The sequence below is a fragment of the Roseibium sp. AWQ4_254 genome, from assembly GCF_056161025.1.
Map to the genome: position 1 here is coordinate 24,946 of NZ_JBSWYH010000026.1, position 15,897 is coordinate 40,842.

Consider the following 15,897-nt stretch of genomic DNA (forward strand, 5'->3'; position numbering starts at 1 on the left):
GCCCGAGTGTTGCCGGGTTTGATAAAACTTTGAAGCGAAAAAACGCGGAGGCCGGTGAAAGGCAACCCCGATGACACGCTGCGTGCGTTCAAGTGTCCTCGTCGATGGAAAAGGTGAACTGAAACAAGCGTTCAATCGGATCCAGCGGTTTGGGATCCCGGTAGCGGTTGATATCCAGAAGACCCGCCTGAACTGCGTCTTGGGCATTGAGGCCGGCCTGTATCCGGTCGAGACTGGCCCAGAAACGCGGGTCGGTTCTGCGGATGCCGTAGTGCCTGACCAGATCCAGAAAGGCCCGCTGGGTGCGCACGGCCTTGAGGCGGCTGATAAAAGCGGGCAGCTCGCCATCCGTCACCGAGAAAATGAAATTCGGATAGCTGCTGAACTGGCGCGGCACAATGGTGAGCGTGTCCTTGTCCGGCTCCCGGCGCAGATCCTCATTGAAAATGAAGGCCACATTGCTGTGGGCCATGTCGTGGACAAGGGTGAAGATCTCGTTCTTGCTGCCGGTCTCGACCATCAGAATCGAAATGTCGGGCAGGAACTTGGCAAAAGGCGCAGGCGATCCGGTGAGGGCGCGCAGCTGTCCGGCTGTGCTCGCCGCCGGGGCACAGGCGTCTGCCTCGCAGCGGTTGACCGGATCGCTTTGCGGCCAAAGGGCGGGGGGGATTTGCAGCAGGCGGCTCAGGAATTCCGATTTGGGCTGGCGGGTGGTGAAGGTGACACCGGATGGACTGGCCGTATCGAGCGGGCTCTCTTTCCAAAGGTCGATCAGGTTGGCCAGCGGCCCGCGGTACCAGCTGTCATGGAGCGGTTTGCGGGCCGTGGGCGGCAGGAAATAAAGGAACATGCGCTCCCCCTCGCGGCGCAGATTGTCCATGTAGATCCGGGTCGTGAGCTGGTGTTCGACATTGCCGAAGACATCAAAGCCCGCCACAAGGTCATAATAAATCCGCTCAAATAACGGGAAGTCGATCACCCAGGCGGTTTTGGGAATGGCGCCTGCAAAACCTCTGACGACGGACGCAGAGGAAAAGTTCCGGTAGATGGTGAGACGGGCATCCGGGTTGTTGCCATCGCCATCCCAAATATCCTTGTAGCCAAGCCCGCCTTCGGTTTTCGCCCGGCGGGCATAGCGGGCCTGCCGGAAGGCCTGATATTTGATCGGGCCGACCTGAAGAAAGCTCTTCAGCCGTTTGCTCAGCGTGTCGCTGGACATGGCGACCGGCAGCTCCAGGATCGGTATCGCGTCCTTGAGATAGTCTGGATCGGTCACGGAAAGGTCGGAGCCGGGTGCCAGAAACGACACCCAGAACCGGTCCTGAATCACATTGACCGCAACCTGGCCGTAGCAGACGGGCCCGCGAATGAAGGTGCGCACGAAATAGAGCGCGTCATCGAGAAGAAACTGGTAGCGGCTGCGGGCCGGAATGGCCTGGAACGTGGACAGGGGATTCCCGCCCGCCTGCCGCGAATAGGGGGGCAGGGTGTCCAGTGTCCAGTCTCCGGCAAAAAACAGATCCCGGTAACGGTCAAGCCGTTCAGGGCCGATCCGGTAGACGATATGCTCCTTGTGCAAGATGGTGCCCTTGAGCGGGACGAGACGGTAGAAGAACGGGCCGCCTGGATCATCGAACGGGCGCCGGAACGGAATTTCATCTGCCGTTTCGCCGGGCCCTGTCCGTGACCGGATGAGGCGGAAGAAGCGCCGGGGGGCGCCGCCCTCCAGATGGAGCTGCGCGAGAAAGAGATGCTCAAAGAGATAGCGGGAGACCAGTTTCTGCCGGAGGGTGTCCCGGTTGAAGAACGCCTCGATCGTGTCAACCTTGTCCTGAACCTCCTCCGGCAAAGGCACCGTTTGCTGCGGCACCGGTGCCCTCCGGGCCGCCCAGTCCAGCAGCTTCTGATAGTCTTTGTCGGGAAGCGGGGCGGTCGCGAAGGGCATGCCGCCGAACCGGTGGTCGTTTAGATAGTGTCCCATGTCCGAGGGCGCCGGGCAGCTGTTCCGGCGCAGGGGGCTGATGTCGATTTCCTCCGGCAGCGGCGCTCCGAGCCGGAACGCCTGAGTGCGCCCGGCTTTGAGCATCTGCTCCAGCACGGAGGCCTGGCCGCTCTCACCAGTGTTCGTTACGGGGAAGAAACCCTTGGCACGCCAGCCCGGCACCGTCTTGGCATCGACCCCGAGGCGGGTCATCGGTGCGTCGGTCAGGCGGCTGGAATCATAGACCTTGGTTTTCGAGGCCCCGCGCAGCCAGCCATCGGGTGAGGACAGTTTCAGCTGGCACGGGGCATCATAACAGCCGTGGCAGACGACGCAGCGCTTGTTCAAAACGTCCTGGACCGAGCCCTGCGCCGCATTTACCTGGTCCCAAAAGGGCTGGGGTAAAGCAGCGCCGGTGTTGTCGGCGGCAAGCGCAGGGTGAGTGCCCGGCAGAACCAGCAGCAGCACCATCACAAAGAGGCTGCGCCGAAGGTCTTGCCATCCGCGCAGGCACAGGCGCCAGTTGGTCTTGTCGCTGCCGTGCCGCATGCTGCCGTCTATCCTTCTTCGTCGTGCGGAGCCGGCCGGGTGGTCCGGGTCTCGTCCTCCGGGCCCTTGTAGGTCACAAGATAGGACCAGGCCGCATAGAGCGTGACCAGTCCAACAAAGATCGCCCAGCCGGAATGGCCGAGATAATATTCCATACCCGTCCAGGCACCGCAAAATACGACCAGCGCGATGCGCCGCCACAGAGGATCTAGCCAGGGATGTTCGACAGGTCCAAACACAGTTTTACCTTCCTTCAGACGCGCGCGGGTCACATTGCCGGGCCGGTCTGTATCATAAGCTGAACGGTGACGCTAAGTGAGATGCAAGGGGTTGCAAAATCAAGCAGAAACTTGCCCGCGTAGAGCTGATTTCTTCTTGAAACCTTGGGCTGAACGATGGAAGGTGACGCGCTTCATTTGAACTGAACCTGTGCGCCAGGAAAAGGACCCGATGACCTGCGATGCTGAATGCGCTTGACCTTTTGACGGCAAACGACACGCCCGGACAGCATGCTCCGTCCTATTATGCTGCTACGGCAAACTGGCAAACGGATTTTGAGACCCTGGACGGGGCGCAGAGCTGCGATGTCTGTGTTGTCGGCGGCGGCTATACCGGCCTTTCGGCAGCGCTGCATCTGGCGGAGCGCGGTCTGGATGTCAGGCTTTTGGAAGCCAACCGGATCGGCTGGGGAGCGTCCGGGCGTAACGGAGGGCAGGTCGGCTCCGGCCAGCGGGTGGGGCAGGCGGTTCTGGAACAGCGGCACGGGCTGTCTCATGCCAAGCTTCTTTGGGAGCTGGCGGAAGACTCCAAGACCCTGGTGCGCGGGCTGATCAGCGGCCACCGGATTGAATGCGACTACACGCCGGGCATTTTGCATGCGCTTCATCGCAGGTCTTTCCTGGAAGAAACCCGGGAAGAGGTGGAACATCTGCATCTCACCTATGGTTATGAAAATATCCGCTTTATCGGCAGCGACGAGATCGGAGAGCATGTGGGCAGCCCGCACTATTTCGGCGGAGCGCTGGACATGGGCGCCGGACATCTGCACCCGCTGAACTATGCGCTGGGGCTGGGGCAGGCTGCCAAAAACGTCGGGGCAAAGCTGCATGAACAGACCCGCGTTGACGGCATTGACCGGCAAGGTGACGGAACGGTTCTGGTCCGCACCGCACAGGGCCATGTCAAAGCCCGGTTTCTCGTCTTGGCCTGCAACGGCTATATCGGCCGTTTGGAGCGGGGCACAGCCGCCCATTGCATGCCGATCAACAATTTCATTTTGGCAACGGAGCCTTTTTCTGAGGATGAAGCGAAAGAGATCATCCGCAACAATGTGGCCGTGGATGACAGCAAATTCGTGATCAACTATTTCCGCCTGTCCGCCGACCGGCGCCTGTTATTTGGCGGAGGAGAGACCTATGGATACCGCTTTCCCGAGGACATCAAGGCCTTCGTACGCAGGCCGATGCTGGAGATTTTCCCTCAGCTGAAAGACGCCGGGATTGCCTTCGGCTGGGGGGGGACCCTCGCCATTACCCCCAAACGCATGCCCTATTTTGCCAGGCTGGCGCCCAACATGCTGACTGCGTCCGGCTATTCCGGCCATGGGGTGGCGATGGGCACTCTGGGTGGGCAGATCCTGGCCGAAGCAATTGCCGGAACCGCCGGGCGGTTTGACGTGTTTGAAACCTTGAAAATCCCGTCCTTCCCAGGCGGTGACCGGTTCCGCCATCCGCTGCTGCTGCTGGCCATGAGCTGGTATTCCCTGCGGGACCGGCTCGGGATCTGACATGGGCTATCAGGAGATCATGCCCCGCGCTCTGGTGGGCAGCTTTTGGGAGGCGAGCGTGCCCCGGCTCCGGCAGGACCGGCAACTGATGGGCAATGCGCTGTTTGACGTGGCCGTGATCGGAGCCGGGTTTGCCGGTCTGAGTGCGGCCCTGAAACTCGCCCGGGCCGGGCTGTCGGTCTGTGTTCTGGAAGCCGAACATGTGGGCTATGGCGCCTCCGGCCGCAATGGCGGCTTTTGTTGTCTTGGCGGAACCAAGCTGGACGAGCGTCAGCTCATCCGCAAATTCGGCCTTGATGAGGCGCGCAAATTCGTCGCCTATCAGGTGGCGGGGATCAATCTGGTGGCCGAGAGGCTTCTGGACTGGGGCCTGGATGCGGACCGCCATTCCAAGGGGGAAATGTATCTTGCGCACCGGCCGCGGGAGGCGGCAGCCCTGAAAACCGAAGCGGCCTTTTTAAAGGAAACCTTCGGCATTCGGGCCCGGGTCCTGGCCAGGGAAGACCTGACCGCTGAAGGGTTTGGCGGGCCGGGTTTTCATGGGGGTCTTCATATGCCTTATGGTTTTGCCCTCAACCCGATGAAATATGTGCTCGCCCTGGGCGATCAGGTGCGCAAGGCCGGAGGACGGATCTACGGCAAGTCACCGGTGACCGATCTGAAACCGGATGGCGGGCGCTGGCGGCTGGAGACCGAACAGGGCTTTGTGCGCGCCAAGAAGGTGGTTCTGAGCGTCAACGGATATGCCCGTGAACATGTGCCGAAATGGATCCACGGACGCACGCTGCCGGTCATGTCGTCCATTCAGGTGACCCGGCCGCTCACCGGCGGGGAACTGGGTGCGCAAGGCTGGACGTCCGGGACGATGTCCGCCGATACCCGTATCCTGCTGCACTATTTCCGGCTGCTGCCGGACCGGCGGTTTCTGTTTGGCACACGGGGCGGCATCTTTGAGAATGCACCCGCCCTGGCTGCCATGCAGAAACGGGCCCGCACCGATTTTGAAACCATGTTCCCTGCCTGGGCGCATGTGGACACCGAGTTCAAATGGCACGGCAATGTGTGCATGTCCCGCAATCTGACGCCCTTTGTCGGGGAGGTGCCGGGCATGGACGGGCTCTATGCGGCCATGGGCTGGCATGGCAGCGGCATTGCGATGGCCTCGCTGTCCGGAGAAAAGGTCGCCGGCCTGATCACCGGTGCGGTAAAGCCATCGGATCTTCCGGTGGCCTTGCAGCGTCCCCTTGCCAGGTTCCCGTTCCCGGCTTTCCGCAAACTCTACCTTCAAGGCGCCTATTGGCTGTATGGCTGGAGGGACCGTTAGAGCATCCTGCCTCTGTGCTGCAAAAAGGGGCGAACACCCTTGCTTTGCTGCGCGCAGCAGAGTGGAGGATAGGGGCGGGCGCGGGCGTCCGGCTCTGCCCTTATTTAACCTGGATGACATATTTGTTGGAGACGTTACGGATCTTCGTGGAGCCGTACGTATACATATCCATGACAAAGCGGACCCGGAACACATCCTCGCCCCGGAAGCCCTTGTCCGGCCGATAGATAACGGCCGTGCCCTTCACGGTCTTGCCCGCGCAGCGCCCGGCCTTTTTCCCCAGTTTGCCGGAGAATTGCTTGAAGGTCACAGTACCGTGCTTGGGCTGCTGTGTGATCTTCATTTTGGGAATGGTGCCGCTGCCGCATTGCGGGCCATAAACGGCGTGGCTGCCGACAGGGGTTGCCCTGTTGGCCCGGACCGTTTCGCGGATCGTGTCCGCCTGTGCTGCGGAAGACAGAAGACAAATGAAAACAAGTCCAAAAAGAAAACGCATCAGAAAACTCCGGTAAAAATATCACTCGTATTTCTGATAGGTTTTAATGCCTGCGATTTCAATCGCCCTCCGGAGAAAGATTTCTCGTTGTGTCTGTTTGACGCTGATCTCGGGAAAATCACCTCTGGCTGCTGCGATCCGCCATGCCCTCCGCCGCCCGCCGAAAGCCAGGCCGTACCTCAATAACGGGCACTTGAAACTGGACAACAACGCCGCAGAGCGGGCGATGAAGCCGATGCCCTTGGTCGAAAAACGACCGCTTAATGGGCTCACAAGGCGGCAAATCCGCGGCTATCGCCTATATGCTGATCGAAACCGCCAAACTCGGCGGCATCGACCCGCAAGCCTGGCTGACCTGGCTCCTAGCACAAATCACAGATCACAAGATCAACCGCATCAACGACCTCATGCCAGGGTGTACGCTGCAAAGGCAGCGTAACAGAGCCCGAGGCAACCATGAAGATCGGCTTCACCGGACGGATACGGACCTGCATACACATTGGCCAGAAATCAGCAATCGCCTTCATCAGGCTATTGAAGATGGCGAGATCGAAGATGACAGCCTTTGCAAGATGGTTGATTGGCGTTTCATTCTCGGAGATAAGACGCTGTTTTAGTCAAATTGATATAGCGAAATTCAAGAAAAATTTTTTCCAGCCAAAGCTGGAAACGAAACGTTGAAAATTTTGAGGTTTATCCCTTTTCAGTTGAAAAAGAATTCAACACCAAAACAGAAAACACCACTAATGAAATTGTGGCGAAAACTATTCCGTTTTCACCAATTAATTCAACGCCCCGAGCAAAAAAAATCGGCCCGAGCGCGGCACCTCCGATTATAGACGGTGCCAAATATTTGAGGGCTAGATCCTTAGACAATGCACCTGCGCGTGCCTGTGCGAAAGCACCCAATTTGTTGAGGCTAACTTCGTACATTACAATCACAAAGCAAACAAAAAATAGATTTAGTTCTTGCGAGAGAAATAGAACTGAGGAAATTTCTATGGCTAGCCAAATGATCAAAGCTGTCCTAGATTGCTTTTTAAATACGGTTGCGGGCAGAAGTATTATGACTGCGCCTGCTGCGAAGCGTGAAATCGCTAGTAATGCAGTGGAAAGAAAGTCACCGTCATAAAAGGATGCGTGAAACACATAAAACCCGGATTGAGAAAGATAGAAAATAAAGACTAGCGACAGGGGGATTAGTTCTTTTATTTGTGGTCTTCGATTCTTTTCTTCTGTAGTCAATAATTTTATTTCTTTGGAAATAATATAAAAGCAAAAAATAAAGTAGAATATCGAAATTGGTATGAGTATCGATCGCAAGCCGAAAGTTTCATGAAAAAAAACTAATATTGAAGAAACAAGCCCTGTAAGCACAAGCGTATATGCGAGCCTGGTAAGAAATGCGATTGTTTTGTCAGAGGCATTCAAAGATATTGTGGTTCCAAATGAAAACAGCGATCCGCTTGATAATCCAATGAGTAGCGCGCAAATTGAGAGATAAAAATCGTTTGCTTCTAAAAACAAACAACCTGACAAAACACAGGAACTTACAAAGAATATACTCGAAAACAGCTTGTTTAATTTGACAAACGCAGATATGGTGGGAAGCAACAAAACTAATAAAAGTTGCGCAAACATCATGATACTTGGGAAATAGACAATATTGTTTTCCGAACTCGAGTAATCTTGAGCGTATAGTGAAATGATGAAAGGTGTGCAGTAAAAAGGTACAGTCGAAAAAGAGGCGACGAGCAATTCTAATCTTGTCGATCTATCGAATTGCACGCTCTTAGCCTTTTGTTTATTCTTCGTGGATCGACTGGATTTGGCAGTTGGGCTATTGAGTGCTGACAATTATCTTACTTTTTCCGCGTTTCAACTGCATAGGTGCCGGGTCTTCGAGAATCACGATTTTCTGATTTTCTGACCGTCTTCTCCACGCCATTCCAGTCGATCGAGTTTTCGCCAGCCTCAAGACTGTCGTGGCTCTCAAGTCCATGCTTGTTGTTAGCGTAAGCTTGTTTGGGGAGAGGCTGCATTTGAAAAAGAGGTCGATCTTTTGAGAGGTAAATTTCTCTGTTGGTTGCGAGCAATCGTATGTTGATGAAAAGAGGCCAAGGCTTAAAAGTGTCGCTCTCCACGATGCCTTCGTAAACAGAAAGAGAGCTCCTGATATCGTAATTTACCGGGCTACGTACGGAAAGTGACCAACCTGGTTGCGTGCTTACAAAATATCCCGACCATATCTGCATTGCACCAGGGACGAACAACTCAGACAAAAAAGGTGGGTCGTATGAATGCAGGTTTTCGGGTGCTTGACTCTTCCAGTATTCTTGAAATCCATCTTCAAAATTGATTGATTTCATAGGAAACCATTGATCGTCCTCGTGGTAGAAAATCTCGCGGCCATCAAAAAAAAGCGAGATATCCTTGGGGGGATAGACGTACCAACCGAACGAGGAGGCTGTGCGCATGGCTTCGCAGTATTGAAAAGCGCCAGCTGGCATTGTTCCCGCCGCGCTTTTTTCTGCAGTTCGTATTTCCGGTGCTTTTTGGTAAGCTTTCCAAACCGATACAATTTTGGTCATGCGTCTCTTGCTTACGGTTCTAGGAGTGCTTGGTGTAGGAAGTTGTGTTGCCGAATAGCGGAGTTTCGTCGTTTTCAACTAGATCTAGGATTGAGATCCGATCCATTTCTTTTGTTCGTCTGAGCAAGGCATTCGTGACAGTTGATCATCGGTTAGAAGATGGCGAAACTGTCGCCATTTTATGAAAAAGTCACAAACATCTTGGACATTTTCCAGTTCACGTAGTAGCTCATTTTGTTCCATCAAAGTCTCCTTGGAACCTAATCCGCAGCTAAACCAATGAACCATCATAGGTTAGCAGGTAGATTGATATCTACCTGCTACCACAAAATAGATCAGATACGAACCGGTGAAAGCCCGCCACCCATCTCAGCCTTGGCGACCCGCTTAACAGCTGGGCCTCGAACAACCGGGGCATAACCGCCACCCATTTCCGCCTTTGCAACTGGCTTTACAGACGGGCGCAGCACAACAGGGGCAAGACCGCCACCCATTTCAGTTTTTGCTTGCGGCTTAACGCTGATAATTTTGTTGGTCATTGCTACTTCTCCACCAGTTAGGTTGCTTCAGGCTTGTTGATGTCTGGATCAACGAGGGGTAGCGTAGTCAGAAGTGCGTAAGTATGTCTACTTAGAAACGTAGAAAAGTTTTTCACATGTATAAATTGACTGTTAAGGTAGAATAGTGTAAATAGTGCGATGAAGAAATTCGGAATCATTCTATAGAAGCAAATTACACGAATCAAAAAAATATTAGTACTTAATTTAATATAGAAAAATTTTTTTATCTTTTAGTTTTAACGTATAAACGTATTAAATTTTTGAGAGTGCGTTCATTTTTTTTAAAATTCCCAAAAATATTAATGTGTGAATCCAGTGAGTGGTGAATTTTTACTGACGTAGATATTTCTTAGAGCCCGATTTAAAAGTAGTTGAGTGATACCAACGGGTTGTGATTCAACCGTCTTTGTCGAGAAGATGGAGGATCGGATGCCCTGGGATGATATCACTCGCAAGCAACATAACCGGGACTATCTTCGTTATCCAAGCGATTTGACGGACCGGGAATGGGCTATTTTAGCGCCGCTGATCCCTGCCGCCAAACCAGGCGGCCGGCCGCAGACGACCAACATGCGAGAGGTGATGAACGCGATCCTTTATATCGCGGGCAGCGGCAGTCAGTGGCGGGCACTGCCGAAAGACTTTCCTCCAGCCTCGACGGTCCGGGGTTATTTTATAACTGGCGCGATATTGGGCTTTGGCAGACCATCAACCAGATCCTTGTTGCCGCCACGCGGGAACTGGAGGGGCGTGAAGCCTCGCCCACCGCCGGGGTCATCGACAGTCAAAGCGTGAAAACCACGGAAAGCGGCGGGCTTTGCGGCTACGATGCGGGCAAGAAGGTCAAGGGCAGCAAGCGCCATATCATCACTGATACGCTTGGATTGATGGTGTTCGTTCTGGTCTAAGGTGCCGACATCCAGGACCGGGATGGCGCTCCCGCTGTCTTGAAGGCCATCCGGTACCGGTTCCCCTGGTTGCGCCATGTCTTCGCCAACGGCGGCTATGCCGGTGAAAAACTTCGCACGGCCTTGGCGGGCAACGGAGACTGGACAATTGAAATCGTCAAACGGTCCGATGCCGCAAAGGGCTTTGAGCTCTTGCCACGCAGATGGGTGGTGGAGCGCACGTTCGCATGGCTGGGCAGATGCCGCCGGTTGGCTAAAGACTGGGAGAAATCAATCGAAAGCTCAACCGCATGGATCAACATCGCCAGCATCAAGATCATGACCCGAAAGCTCGCAACCTATTGCGTTCCCTCATAAACTTTTGAATTGGGCTCTTAGAGTATTTCTGCAAAATTTGCTAAACCGGATGAACTCCCGTCTCGTGATCGGAATTTTTTAGTTTACTTGTAACGGGTTAGCGTCGAAAGGATCGGTGGTTGAGTATGTTTCGGAGTTGGATTTTTTCTCTTTTCAACTCTCGCCAGGCGCTAGGAATTGCGTAGATTTTTGCCCCCTCCCGATGTCTCGACAACGCCACATACGTCAGATGAGGATCCATGTTCTTGGATGCGAGAACAAAAGTCTTGTCGACAGTCGCGCCCTGGCTCTTGTAAATCGTGGTCGCATATCCATGGTCGACGGAATTGTACTACCGAGGCGAGATTGTGATTTCATGCGAGGTGTCGAACCCGCGTACTTCTACGGACAAAGAACCTTTCTCTGCGCGCCTAACTAGAACTGTCCCGGATTCGGACCGCCATTCTCACCTCAATCTTGGCCTGCGCCGAATCCTATGCCTTCAAAGGGATTTGCGAGACAGCCCTTTGCGACACACGCCGCACTCATTCTCCCAAGGCATTGTGCAAATCCGCAATCAGGTCTTCCGAATCTTCCAGTCCTACTGACAAACGGAAGATGCCGTCGCCCGCATAGTCCCGGTACGCATTCAGCTGTGCGCCCTCCAGCCGGAACGAGGTTTCCATCAAAGGGCCGGTCTCCATCCAGAAAACAAGCGACCTGTGATGGCCGAGCGAAACCGCATAGTGGATCACCTCGAGCCGGTCGATCATCTGCTGGGCAAGAGCCCGGCCCGTTTCCGCGCTGCCAACCTGAAAGGCAATCATGCCGGAAAAGTTCGACATCTGGCGCGTGGCCAGCTCCGCCTGGGGGTGCGAGGTCAGGCCCGGATAGATGACACGGGTGACCTTAGGGTGGGTTTCCAGCCACTCGGCAACAGCCTGTGCACCAGCCTGATGGGCCTTCATGCGCAGCGGCAGAGTAGCGGCGCCCCGCGCAATCAGCCACGCATTAAAGGGGGACAGAACACCGCCATGATGAATGGCCGCTTCAGCGCGCAGACGCTCTATCAGATCGGCCTTGCCCGCAATGGCCCCTCCGACCGCATCGCCATGACCACCAATATATTTGGTGATTGAATGCATGATGAGATCAACACCGAGGCCAGCTGCATCCATTCCGAGCGGCGAGGCAAAAGTCGCATCGCAACTGAGCAGTGCACCTGCCTGGCGCGCGAGCGCGGATACGGCTGCAATATCGGTCAACCGGCCGATCGGATTGACCGGGGTTTCAATGTGAATGAGTTTCGTCTCGGGACGGACCGCCGCCGCCACGCTCTCCAGATCCGCCATGTTGACCGCAGTCACTTCGATTCCCATGCGGGGCAACGTCTCCCGTGCCAATTCGGCAACCCCTGCATAAGAGACGTCAGAGACGACGACATGGTCTCCCGCTGCAAGAAAGGTCAGAAAGATGGCCGTTGCCGCCGCCATGCCAGAGGCCAGGCACAGGCAGCTTTCAACGCCCTGCATCGCTGCAATCTTGCGCTCCAGCATCGCCACAGTGGGATTGTTCCACCGGGAATAGAGAAAGCTGTTCTCCCCCTCCTGAATGTCATGGGCGGAGAACCCGGCGACCTCGCTGCTGACAAAGGTTGAGGTCATATGCAGCGCCGGGGCCGAGGCACCTGTCGCCGGGTCCGGAGCTTCCCCGGCATGAATGGCTCTGGTCATTGGTCCAGTTAGTTTGGTATCTTTCTTCATCATCATTTTGTCTTTCATCAAGCCTGCTTTAGTGAAGAGCCGGCATCGTCAACTTGTTGGTCATGTTCGGGTCAGTTAGATTTCTGTGATGTTTGATTATCACGATTTACCGTGGCCGAGAGTCTGACGAAAATTTCATTTTATGAAACAATAGGTTGCCAGCCTTCGGCTCATTGTAGCACCCTCAACAAATAAGACCCTGTTTGATGGTTTTTCTGGTTCGCCGGCAAGAAAACGCGCGCAGGTCCGCCTGGTTGGCCGGGCAAGAGGCGTGACACAGCACAGCGGTTCTGATCAATGCCCGGTGAACTAAGATGCGGTTGCGGCAGTCTTGCGCAGGACGGCGATATGGACCTCGCTCCAGATCTCAAAGCCGAGTTTCCGGTAAAGGGCAATCGCCCCCTCATTGTCCGCATAAGCATGGAGGAAGGGCAAGTCGCCCCGTGCGCGGATGGAGGCGGCGATATGAAGGGCGAGCGTGCTGCCAAGGCCGTGTCCCTGAAATGCGGGATGGGTGCACACTCCGCTGACTTCCGTATAGCCTTCCAGATCCAGCCGGGTGCCGCCCATGGCGGCCAGTTGGCCCTCCCGCTTGATTCCCCAGAACTGGCCGAGTTCGGGCGTGCGTTTCGTGAAAGGGCCGGGCTTGGTGAGCTCGGCCAGTGCGGACATGGCCGGGATATCGCTCTTGCCAAGTGGCTCGATGCTAAAAGCGCCTCTGCGCGGGGGCTGGGGCCGCCGCTCGGTCATCAGAACTCCGAGGGCTGTCTTTTCAGCCTCAAGCGAAGGAGGCAGGGCGATCTCTTCTGCCTGCAGCAAATAGACTGGGGCCTCCTCCGGTGTCATCAGTCCGGCCAGTTCGGTCAGGGCCTCGACTGAATTGTCCCTGGCGGCTGCGAATGGGGAGATTTCGGGTATGAAGCGCCGCGCGTGCCCGCCTCCAAGAGACACCGGAGCCTGACGGGAGGAGAGGGCGGACCAGACCGCCCGGTTTAACGGATGTGACATGATGGGCTCTTTTGGGGTGAGGCGCGGCTGCGCTGGGGAGGTCAAACGGCGGTCAGGGGTCTTGGGACAGTGTTCCGGGAAACGCAGGCGGCCAGCCAGGCAAGGGGGCATCCGCGCAGCGGCCGACAAGGGGGCGGGCCTCCAGCGCATCTTCCAGCTGGGACAGCTGGTCCAGAAGCGAGCCTTCCAGCCCGGCACAGGCGTCGGCGACCGTTTGCAGGCTTCTCGGCCAGAGCGTTTGCCGCAAATGCGCGGCCAGCGCGTCCCCCTTCGGGGTCAGGACGACCTGGCTGACCCTCTTGTCCCTCTGATCCGGGCGGCTGTCGACGAGACCGGCGGATTTTAATTTGTTGACCATCCGGGTGACGCCCGGTTGGCTTTGGCCAAGTGTGCCGGCCAAGGCGCCAATGCTGAGCGGACCGTGCTGGTCCAGGGCGGCCAGGATGGGGTTGTGGGAGGCTGGCAGAGCGGTGCCGGCCACCTGATCGCTGATCTCCTGGGTCTGCGCCTGCAGTTTTTCCCCCAGCCGTTTCAGGCGGCTGCCAAGCGTGCTGTATCCAAGCGAACGGAGGATGTCGTCAGTCATGCGGTTTCCTTGATTTATATAACAAGTAATATAACATTTTATATAAATCAATCTGCGGGATGACATCGCGCTTCAGACGGCTTGCTCGGATCGGAGAGGAGACCCCCCAAAAAGGGGATAATGGAAAAGGCGAAGCAGCGCCGCGGCGCGGCTTGAAACGGGAGACGACTGGCTGGCGGACCTCCTTAATGTAGGAACCTGAAAACAGCCACGCCGCCCAAAGGGCGGCGTGGCAGCTTATTCAGATCCGAACGGGTTCAGACTTATAAGTCACGGCCAGTCAGTCGAATTCAGGGCCGCGGGCGCGGTAGGGGGTGATCGCCTGCCAGGCCTTCATCAGCGTGTCGAGTTCTTCGTCGCCATGGGCCGGCATGATGATCTGCGGTTTGACCAGAAGGTCTCCGTGGCCACCGCTCTTGGTCGGCAGGCCCTTGCCCTTCAGGCGCATGGGTTTGCCGCTGGAGGTGCGGGGCGGAATGGTCAGATTGACAGCGCCCGAAAGGGTCGGGGTACGCACCTTGGCCCCCAGCACAGCCTCATAAAGGGTCAGGGGCAGGTCCAGATGCAGGTCCCAGCCCTTGACCTCAAACAGCTCATGCGCCCGGAAGCGGATCTCGACCATGGCATCGCCTTGCGGGCCGCCATTCTCGCCTGGTTGACCCTGGCCTTTCAGCCTGACTTTTTCGCCTTCTTCCACCCCGGCGGGCAGGGTCACATTGACCGTTTTGCCGGTCGGCAGTGTGACTTGTGTCTTTCCGGAATTGACAATGTCTTCCAGCGACACGCGGGCGACAAGATCAATATTGGCGCCCTTGGTCTTGGGAGGCGTCTTGGCCCGTGCATGGGCGCCACCGAAGCCCGATCCGGCCCCGCCCCGGGCGCTGCGGCCTCCGAAGCCGCCAAAAATATCGTTCAGCAAATCGTCGAAGCCGCCGGTCGGGCCCCCAGCGCCGCCCGGGCCCGCGCCAGGACCTCCGCTGGAGCGGAAGCCGTGCGTGCCGCCCGCGCTGCCGAAATCCTCAAAGCCGGAAAACCCTTCAAAGCCCCTGGACTGGTACCGCTGCTTGCCTTCCGGGTCGATTTCGCCCCGGTCGAACTGCGCCCGCTTGTCCTTGTCGCCGACAATTTCATAGGCCTGGTTCACTTCGGCAAATTGCTGCTGGGCTGTCGGATCATCCTTGTTCTGATCCGGATGGTATTTCTTGGCCAGCTTCCGGAAGGCCTTTTTGATCTCGCTCTCGCTGGCGGTTTTCGCCACGCCGAGAACGCTATAGGGATCGCGCATTCACATCACCAGGTTTCTCAGATTTTCAGGTCAGGATCCTCACAAGCAATCCCTCCGGATACAGCGCCTGCTCCGGAATGTGCGTTGGAAATTGTGAGTACTGACCCGACGTCTTTTAATATCGGTATAAAGCACCTGAAATTCCAGCCCATACCTTGGGTCGGTTCATAGATGTCTCTTATGGGCACAAATGCCCGGCTGATCAAGCGTCGGTGACGTTCAGGGTGGTGACGGCAAATTTTTGCGAGATATCGCGGCAGGCGGTGCCGGAATAAAGGCGGATTCCGGCGATTGTATTGGCCGTTGTGCGGAACGAAACGCAGCCGGTCTGGCCCAGCAGGCCGCTGTCGATATCCGTCAATGTGCCGGAATTGCCGCTCTCCGGATTGAGCCAGGACAGCAGCAGGTCGCTGTTGGCGCCGCCCGCATCGAGCGTGGGGCTGAGCGTGTCCAGATTTTCTGCAATCACGGCCCGGTCCTGCGCATCCACATCACTATAGGCCTGATCAGAGGCGGAGGGAATTGAACCGGTGAGAAGCGTCGGTGTGTCAATATCATTGCTGCCCGTGGGGACGGTCACCTGGGCGCAGCCACCAAGGCCGCCGGCAGACAAAAGCGCCAGGGCGACAAATAATTGGATCTTGGCATGCCCAAGGGTATATGAACGCATAGAACACATCTTTTAGACAGCCCTCACGCTGGGAAATGAATGGCGTGCTGCAGG

The 15,897-nt window shown here is 56.3% G+C and carries 14 protein-coding genes and 3 pseudogenes; 5 read left to right on the plus strand and 12 right to left on the minus strand.

All coding sequences use genetic code 11. From position 1 onward, the window contains the following. Positions 1 to 88: 88 nt before the first annotated feature. Both ACXAIC_RS18835 and ACXAIC_RS18840 read right to left on the minus strand, forming a co-directional pair. Positions 89 to 2,530, minus strand: coding sequence for a fatty acid cis/trans isomerase (locus ACXAIC_RS18835; RefSeq protein ID WP_475183765.1), 2,442 nt, complete (start codon positions 2,528 to 2,530; stop codon positions 89 to 91). A gap of 8 nt (positions 2,531 to 2,538) precedes the next feature. Further along, the gene (locus ACXAIC_RS18840) at positions 2,539 to 2,769 is read right to left on the minus strand and encodes a hypothetical protein (protein WP_475183767.1); all 231 of its coding nucleotides are present in this window, start codon (positions 2,767 to 2,769) and stop codon (positions 2,539 to 2,541) included. A 221-nt stretch (positions 2,770 to 2,990) separates the two neighbouring features. On the opposite strand from ACXAIC_RS18840, the gene ACXAIC_RS18845 reads away from it, so the two are divergent. Together ACXAIC_RS18845 and ACXAIC_RS18850 are read left to right on the plus strand one after the other, a co-directional pair. After that, complete coding sequence (locus ACXAIC_RS18845; RefSeq protein WP_475183769.1) at positions 2,991 to 4,316, plus strand: NAD(P)/FAD-dependent oxidoreductase; 1,326 nt, start codon at positions 2,991 to 2,993, stop codon at positions 4,314 to 4,316. Position 4,317: 1 nt separating this feature from the next. After that, positions 4,318 to 5,640 carry an NAD(P)/FAD-dependent oxidoreductase gene (locus ACXAIC_RS18850; RefSeq protein ID WP_475183772.1) on the plus strand — a complete coding sequence of 441 codons (1,323 nt, stop codon included), beginning with the start codon at positions 4,318 to 4,320 and terminating at the stop codon, positions 5,638 to 5,640. Between the two features lie 100 nt (positions 5,641 to 5,740). Here ACXAIC_RS18850 and ACXAIC_RS18855 read toward each other — a convergent pair whose 3' ends face one another. Next, the gene (locus ACXAIC_RS18855) at positions 5,741 to 6,136 is read right to left on the minus strand and encodes a hypothetical protein (protein WP_475183773.1); all 396 of its coding nucleotides are present in this window, start codon (positions 6,134 to 6,136) and stop codon (positions 5,741 to 5,743) included. 46 nt (positions 6,137 to 6,182) lie between these two features. Between ACXAIC_RS18855 and ACXAIC_RS18860 the strand changes: the two are divergent. Both ACXAIC_RS18860 and ACXAIC_RS18865 read left to right on the plus strand, forming a co-directional pair. Continuing rightward, positions 6,183 to 6,329, plus strand: a pseudogene (locus ACXAIC_RS18860) (hypothetical protein); the annotation flags it as partial. A 109-nt stretch (positions 6,330 to 6,438) separates the two neighbouring features. After that, on the plus strand, positions 6,439 to 6,753 hold the full coding sequence (locus ACXAIC_RS18865; RefSeq protein ID WP_475183776.1) for a transposase domain-containing protein: 315 nt from the start codon (positions 6,439 to 6,441) through the stop codon (positions 6,751 to 6,753). A 76-nt stretch (positions 6,754 to 6,829) separates the two neighbouring features. On the opposite strand, the gene ACXAIC_RS18870 is transcribed toward ACXAIC_RS18865, so the two are convergent. The 3 genes from ACXAIC_RS18870 to ACXAIC_RS18880 form a co-directional block, all read right to left on the minus strand. Next, entirely contained in the window at positions 6,830 to 7,993 is a 1,164-nt protein-coding gene (locus ACXAIC_RS18870) for a hypothetical protein (protein ID WP_475183778.1), read from the minus strand. A 5-nt stretch (positions 7,994 to 7,998) separates the two neighbouring features. Then, complete coding sequence (locus ACXAIC_RS18875) at positions 7,999 to 8,727, minus strand: DUF6065 family protein (RefSeq protein ID WP_475183781.1); 729 nt, start codon at positions 8,725 to 8,727, stop codon at positions 7,999 to 8,001. Between the two features lie 335 nt (positions 8,728 to 9,062). After that, positions 9,063 to 9,266 carry a hypothetical protein gene (locus ACXAIC_RS18880; protein WP_475183784.1) on the minus strand — a complete coding sequence of 68 codons (204 nt, stop codon included), beginning with the start codon at positions 9,264 to 9,266 and terminating at the stop codon, positions 9,063 to 9,065. A gap of 450 nt (positions 9,267 to 9,716) precedes the next feature. Between ACXAIC_RS18880 and ACXAIC_RS18885 the strand changes: the two are divergent. Next, a pseudogene (locus ACXAIC_RS18885) lies at positions 9,717 to 10,552 on the plus strand (IS5 family transposase). Positions 10,553 to 10,730: 178 nt separating this feature from the next. Here the strand turns inward: ACXAIC_RS18885 and ACXAIC_RS18890 are convergent. The 6 genes and pseudogenes from ACXAIC_RS18890 to ACXAIC_RS18915 all read right to left on the minus strand — a co-directional run. Then, a pseudogene (locus ACXAIC_RS18890) lies at positions 10,731 to 10,883 on the minus strand (hypothetical protein); the annotation flags it as partial. Positions 10,884 to 11,076: 193 nt separating this feature from the next. Beyond that, entirely contained in the window at positions 11,077 to 12,297 is a 1,221-nt protein-coding gene (locus ACXAIC_RS18895) for a trans-sulfuration enzyme family protein (RefSeq protein ID WP_475183787.1), read from the minus strand. A 306-nt stretch (positions 12,298 to 12,603) separates the two neighbouring features. Further along, positions 12,604 to 13,302: a GNAT family N-acetyltransferase gene (locus ACXAIC_RS18900; protein ID WP_475183790.1), complete on the minus strand. Its 699-nt coding sequence runs from the start codon at positions 13,300 to 13,302 to the stop codon at positions 12,604 to 12,606. Positions 13,303 to 13,354: 52 nt separating this feature from the next. Next, a complete protein-coding gene (locus tag ACXAIC_RS18905; RefSeq protein ID WP_475183793.1) occupies positions 13,355 to 13,888 on the minus strand; it encodes a MarR family winged helix-turn-helix transcriptional regulator in 534 nt (177 codons plus the stop codon). A 280-nt stretch (positions 13,889 to 14,168) separates the two neighbouring features. Then, the gene (locus ACXAIC_RS18910; protein WP_475183795.1) at positions 14,169 to 15,173 is read right to left on the minus strand and encodes a DnaJ C-terminal domain-containing protein; all 1,005 of its coding nucleotides are present in this window, start codon (positions 15,171 to 15,173) and stop codon (positions 14,169 to 14,171) included. Between the two features lie 202 nt (positions 15,174 to 15,375). Next, complete coding sequence (locus ACXAIC_RS18915) at positions 15,376 to 15,843, minus strand: RT0821/Lpp0805 family surface protein (RefSeq protein ID WP_475183799.1); 468 nt, start codon at positions 15,841 to 15,843, stop codon at positions 15,376 to 15,378. Positions 15,844 to 15,897 lie beyond the last annotated feature (54 nt).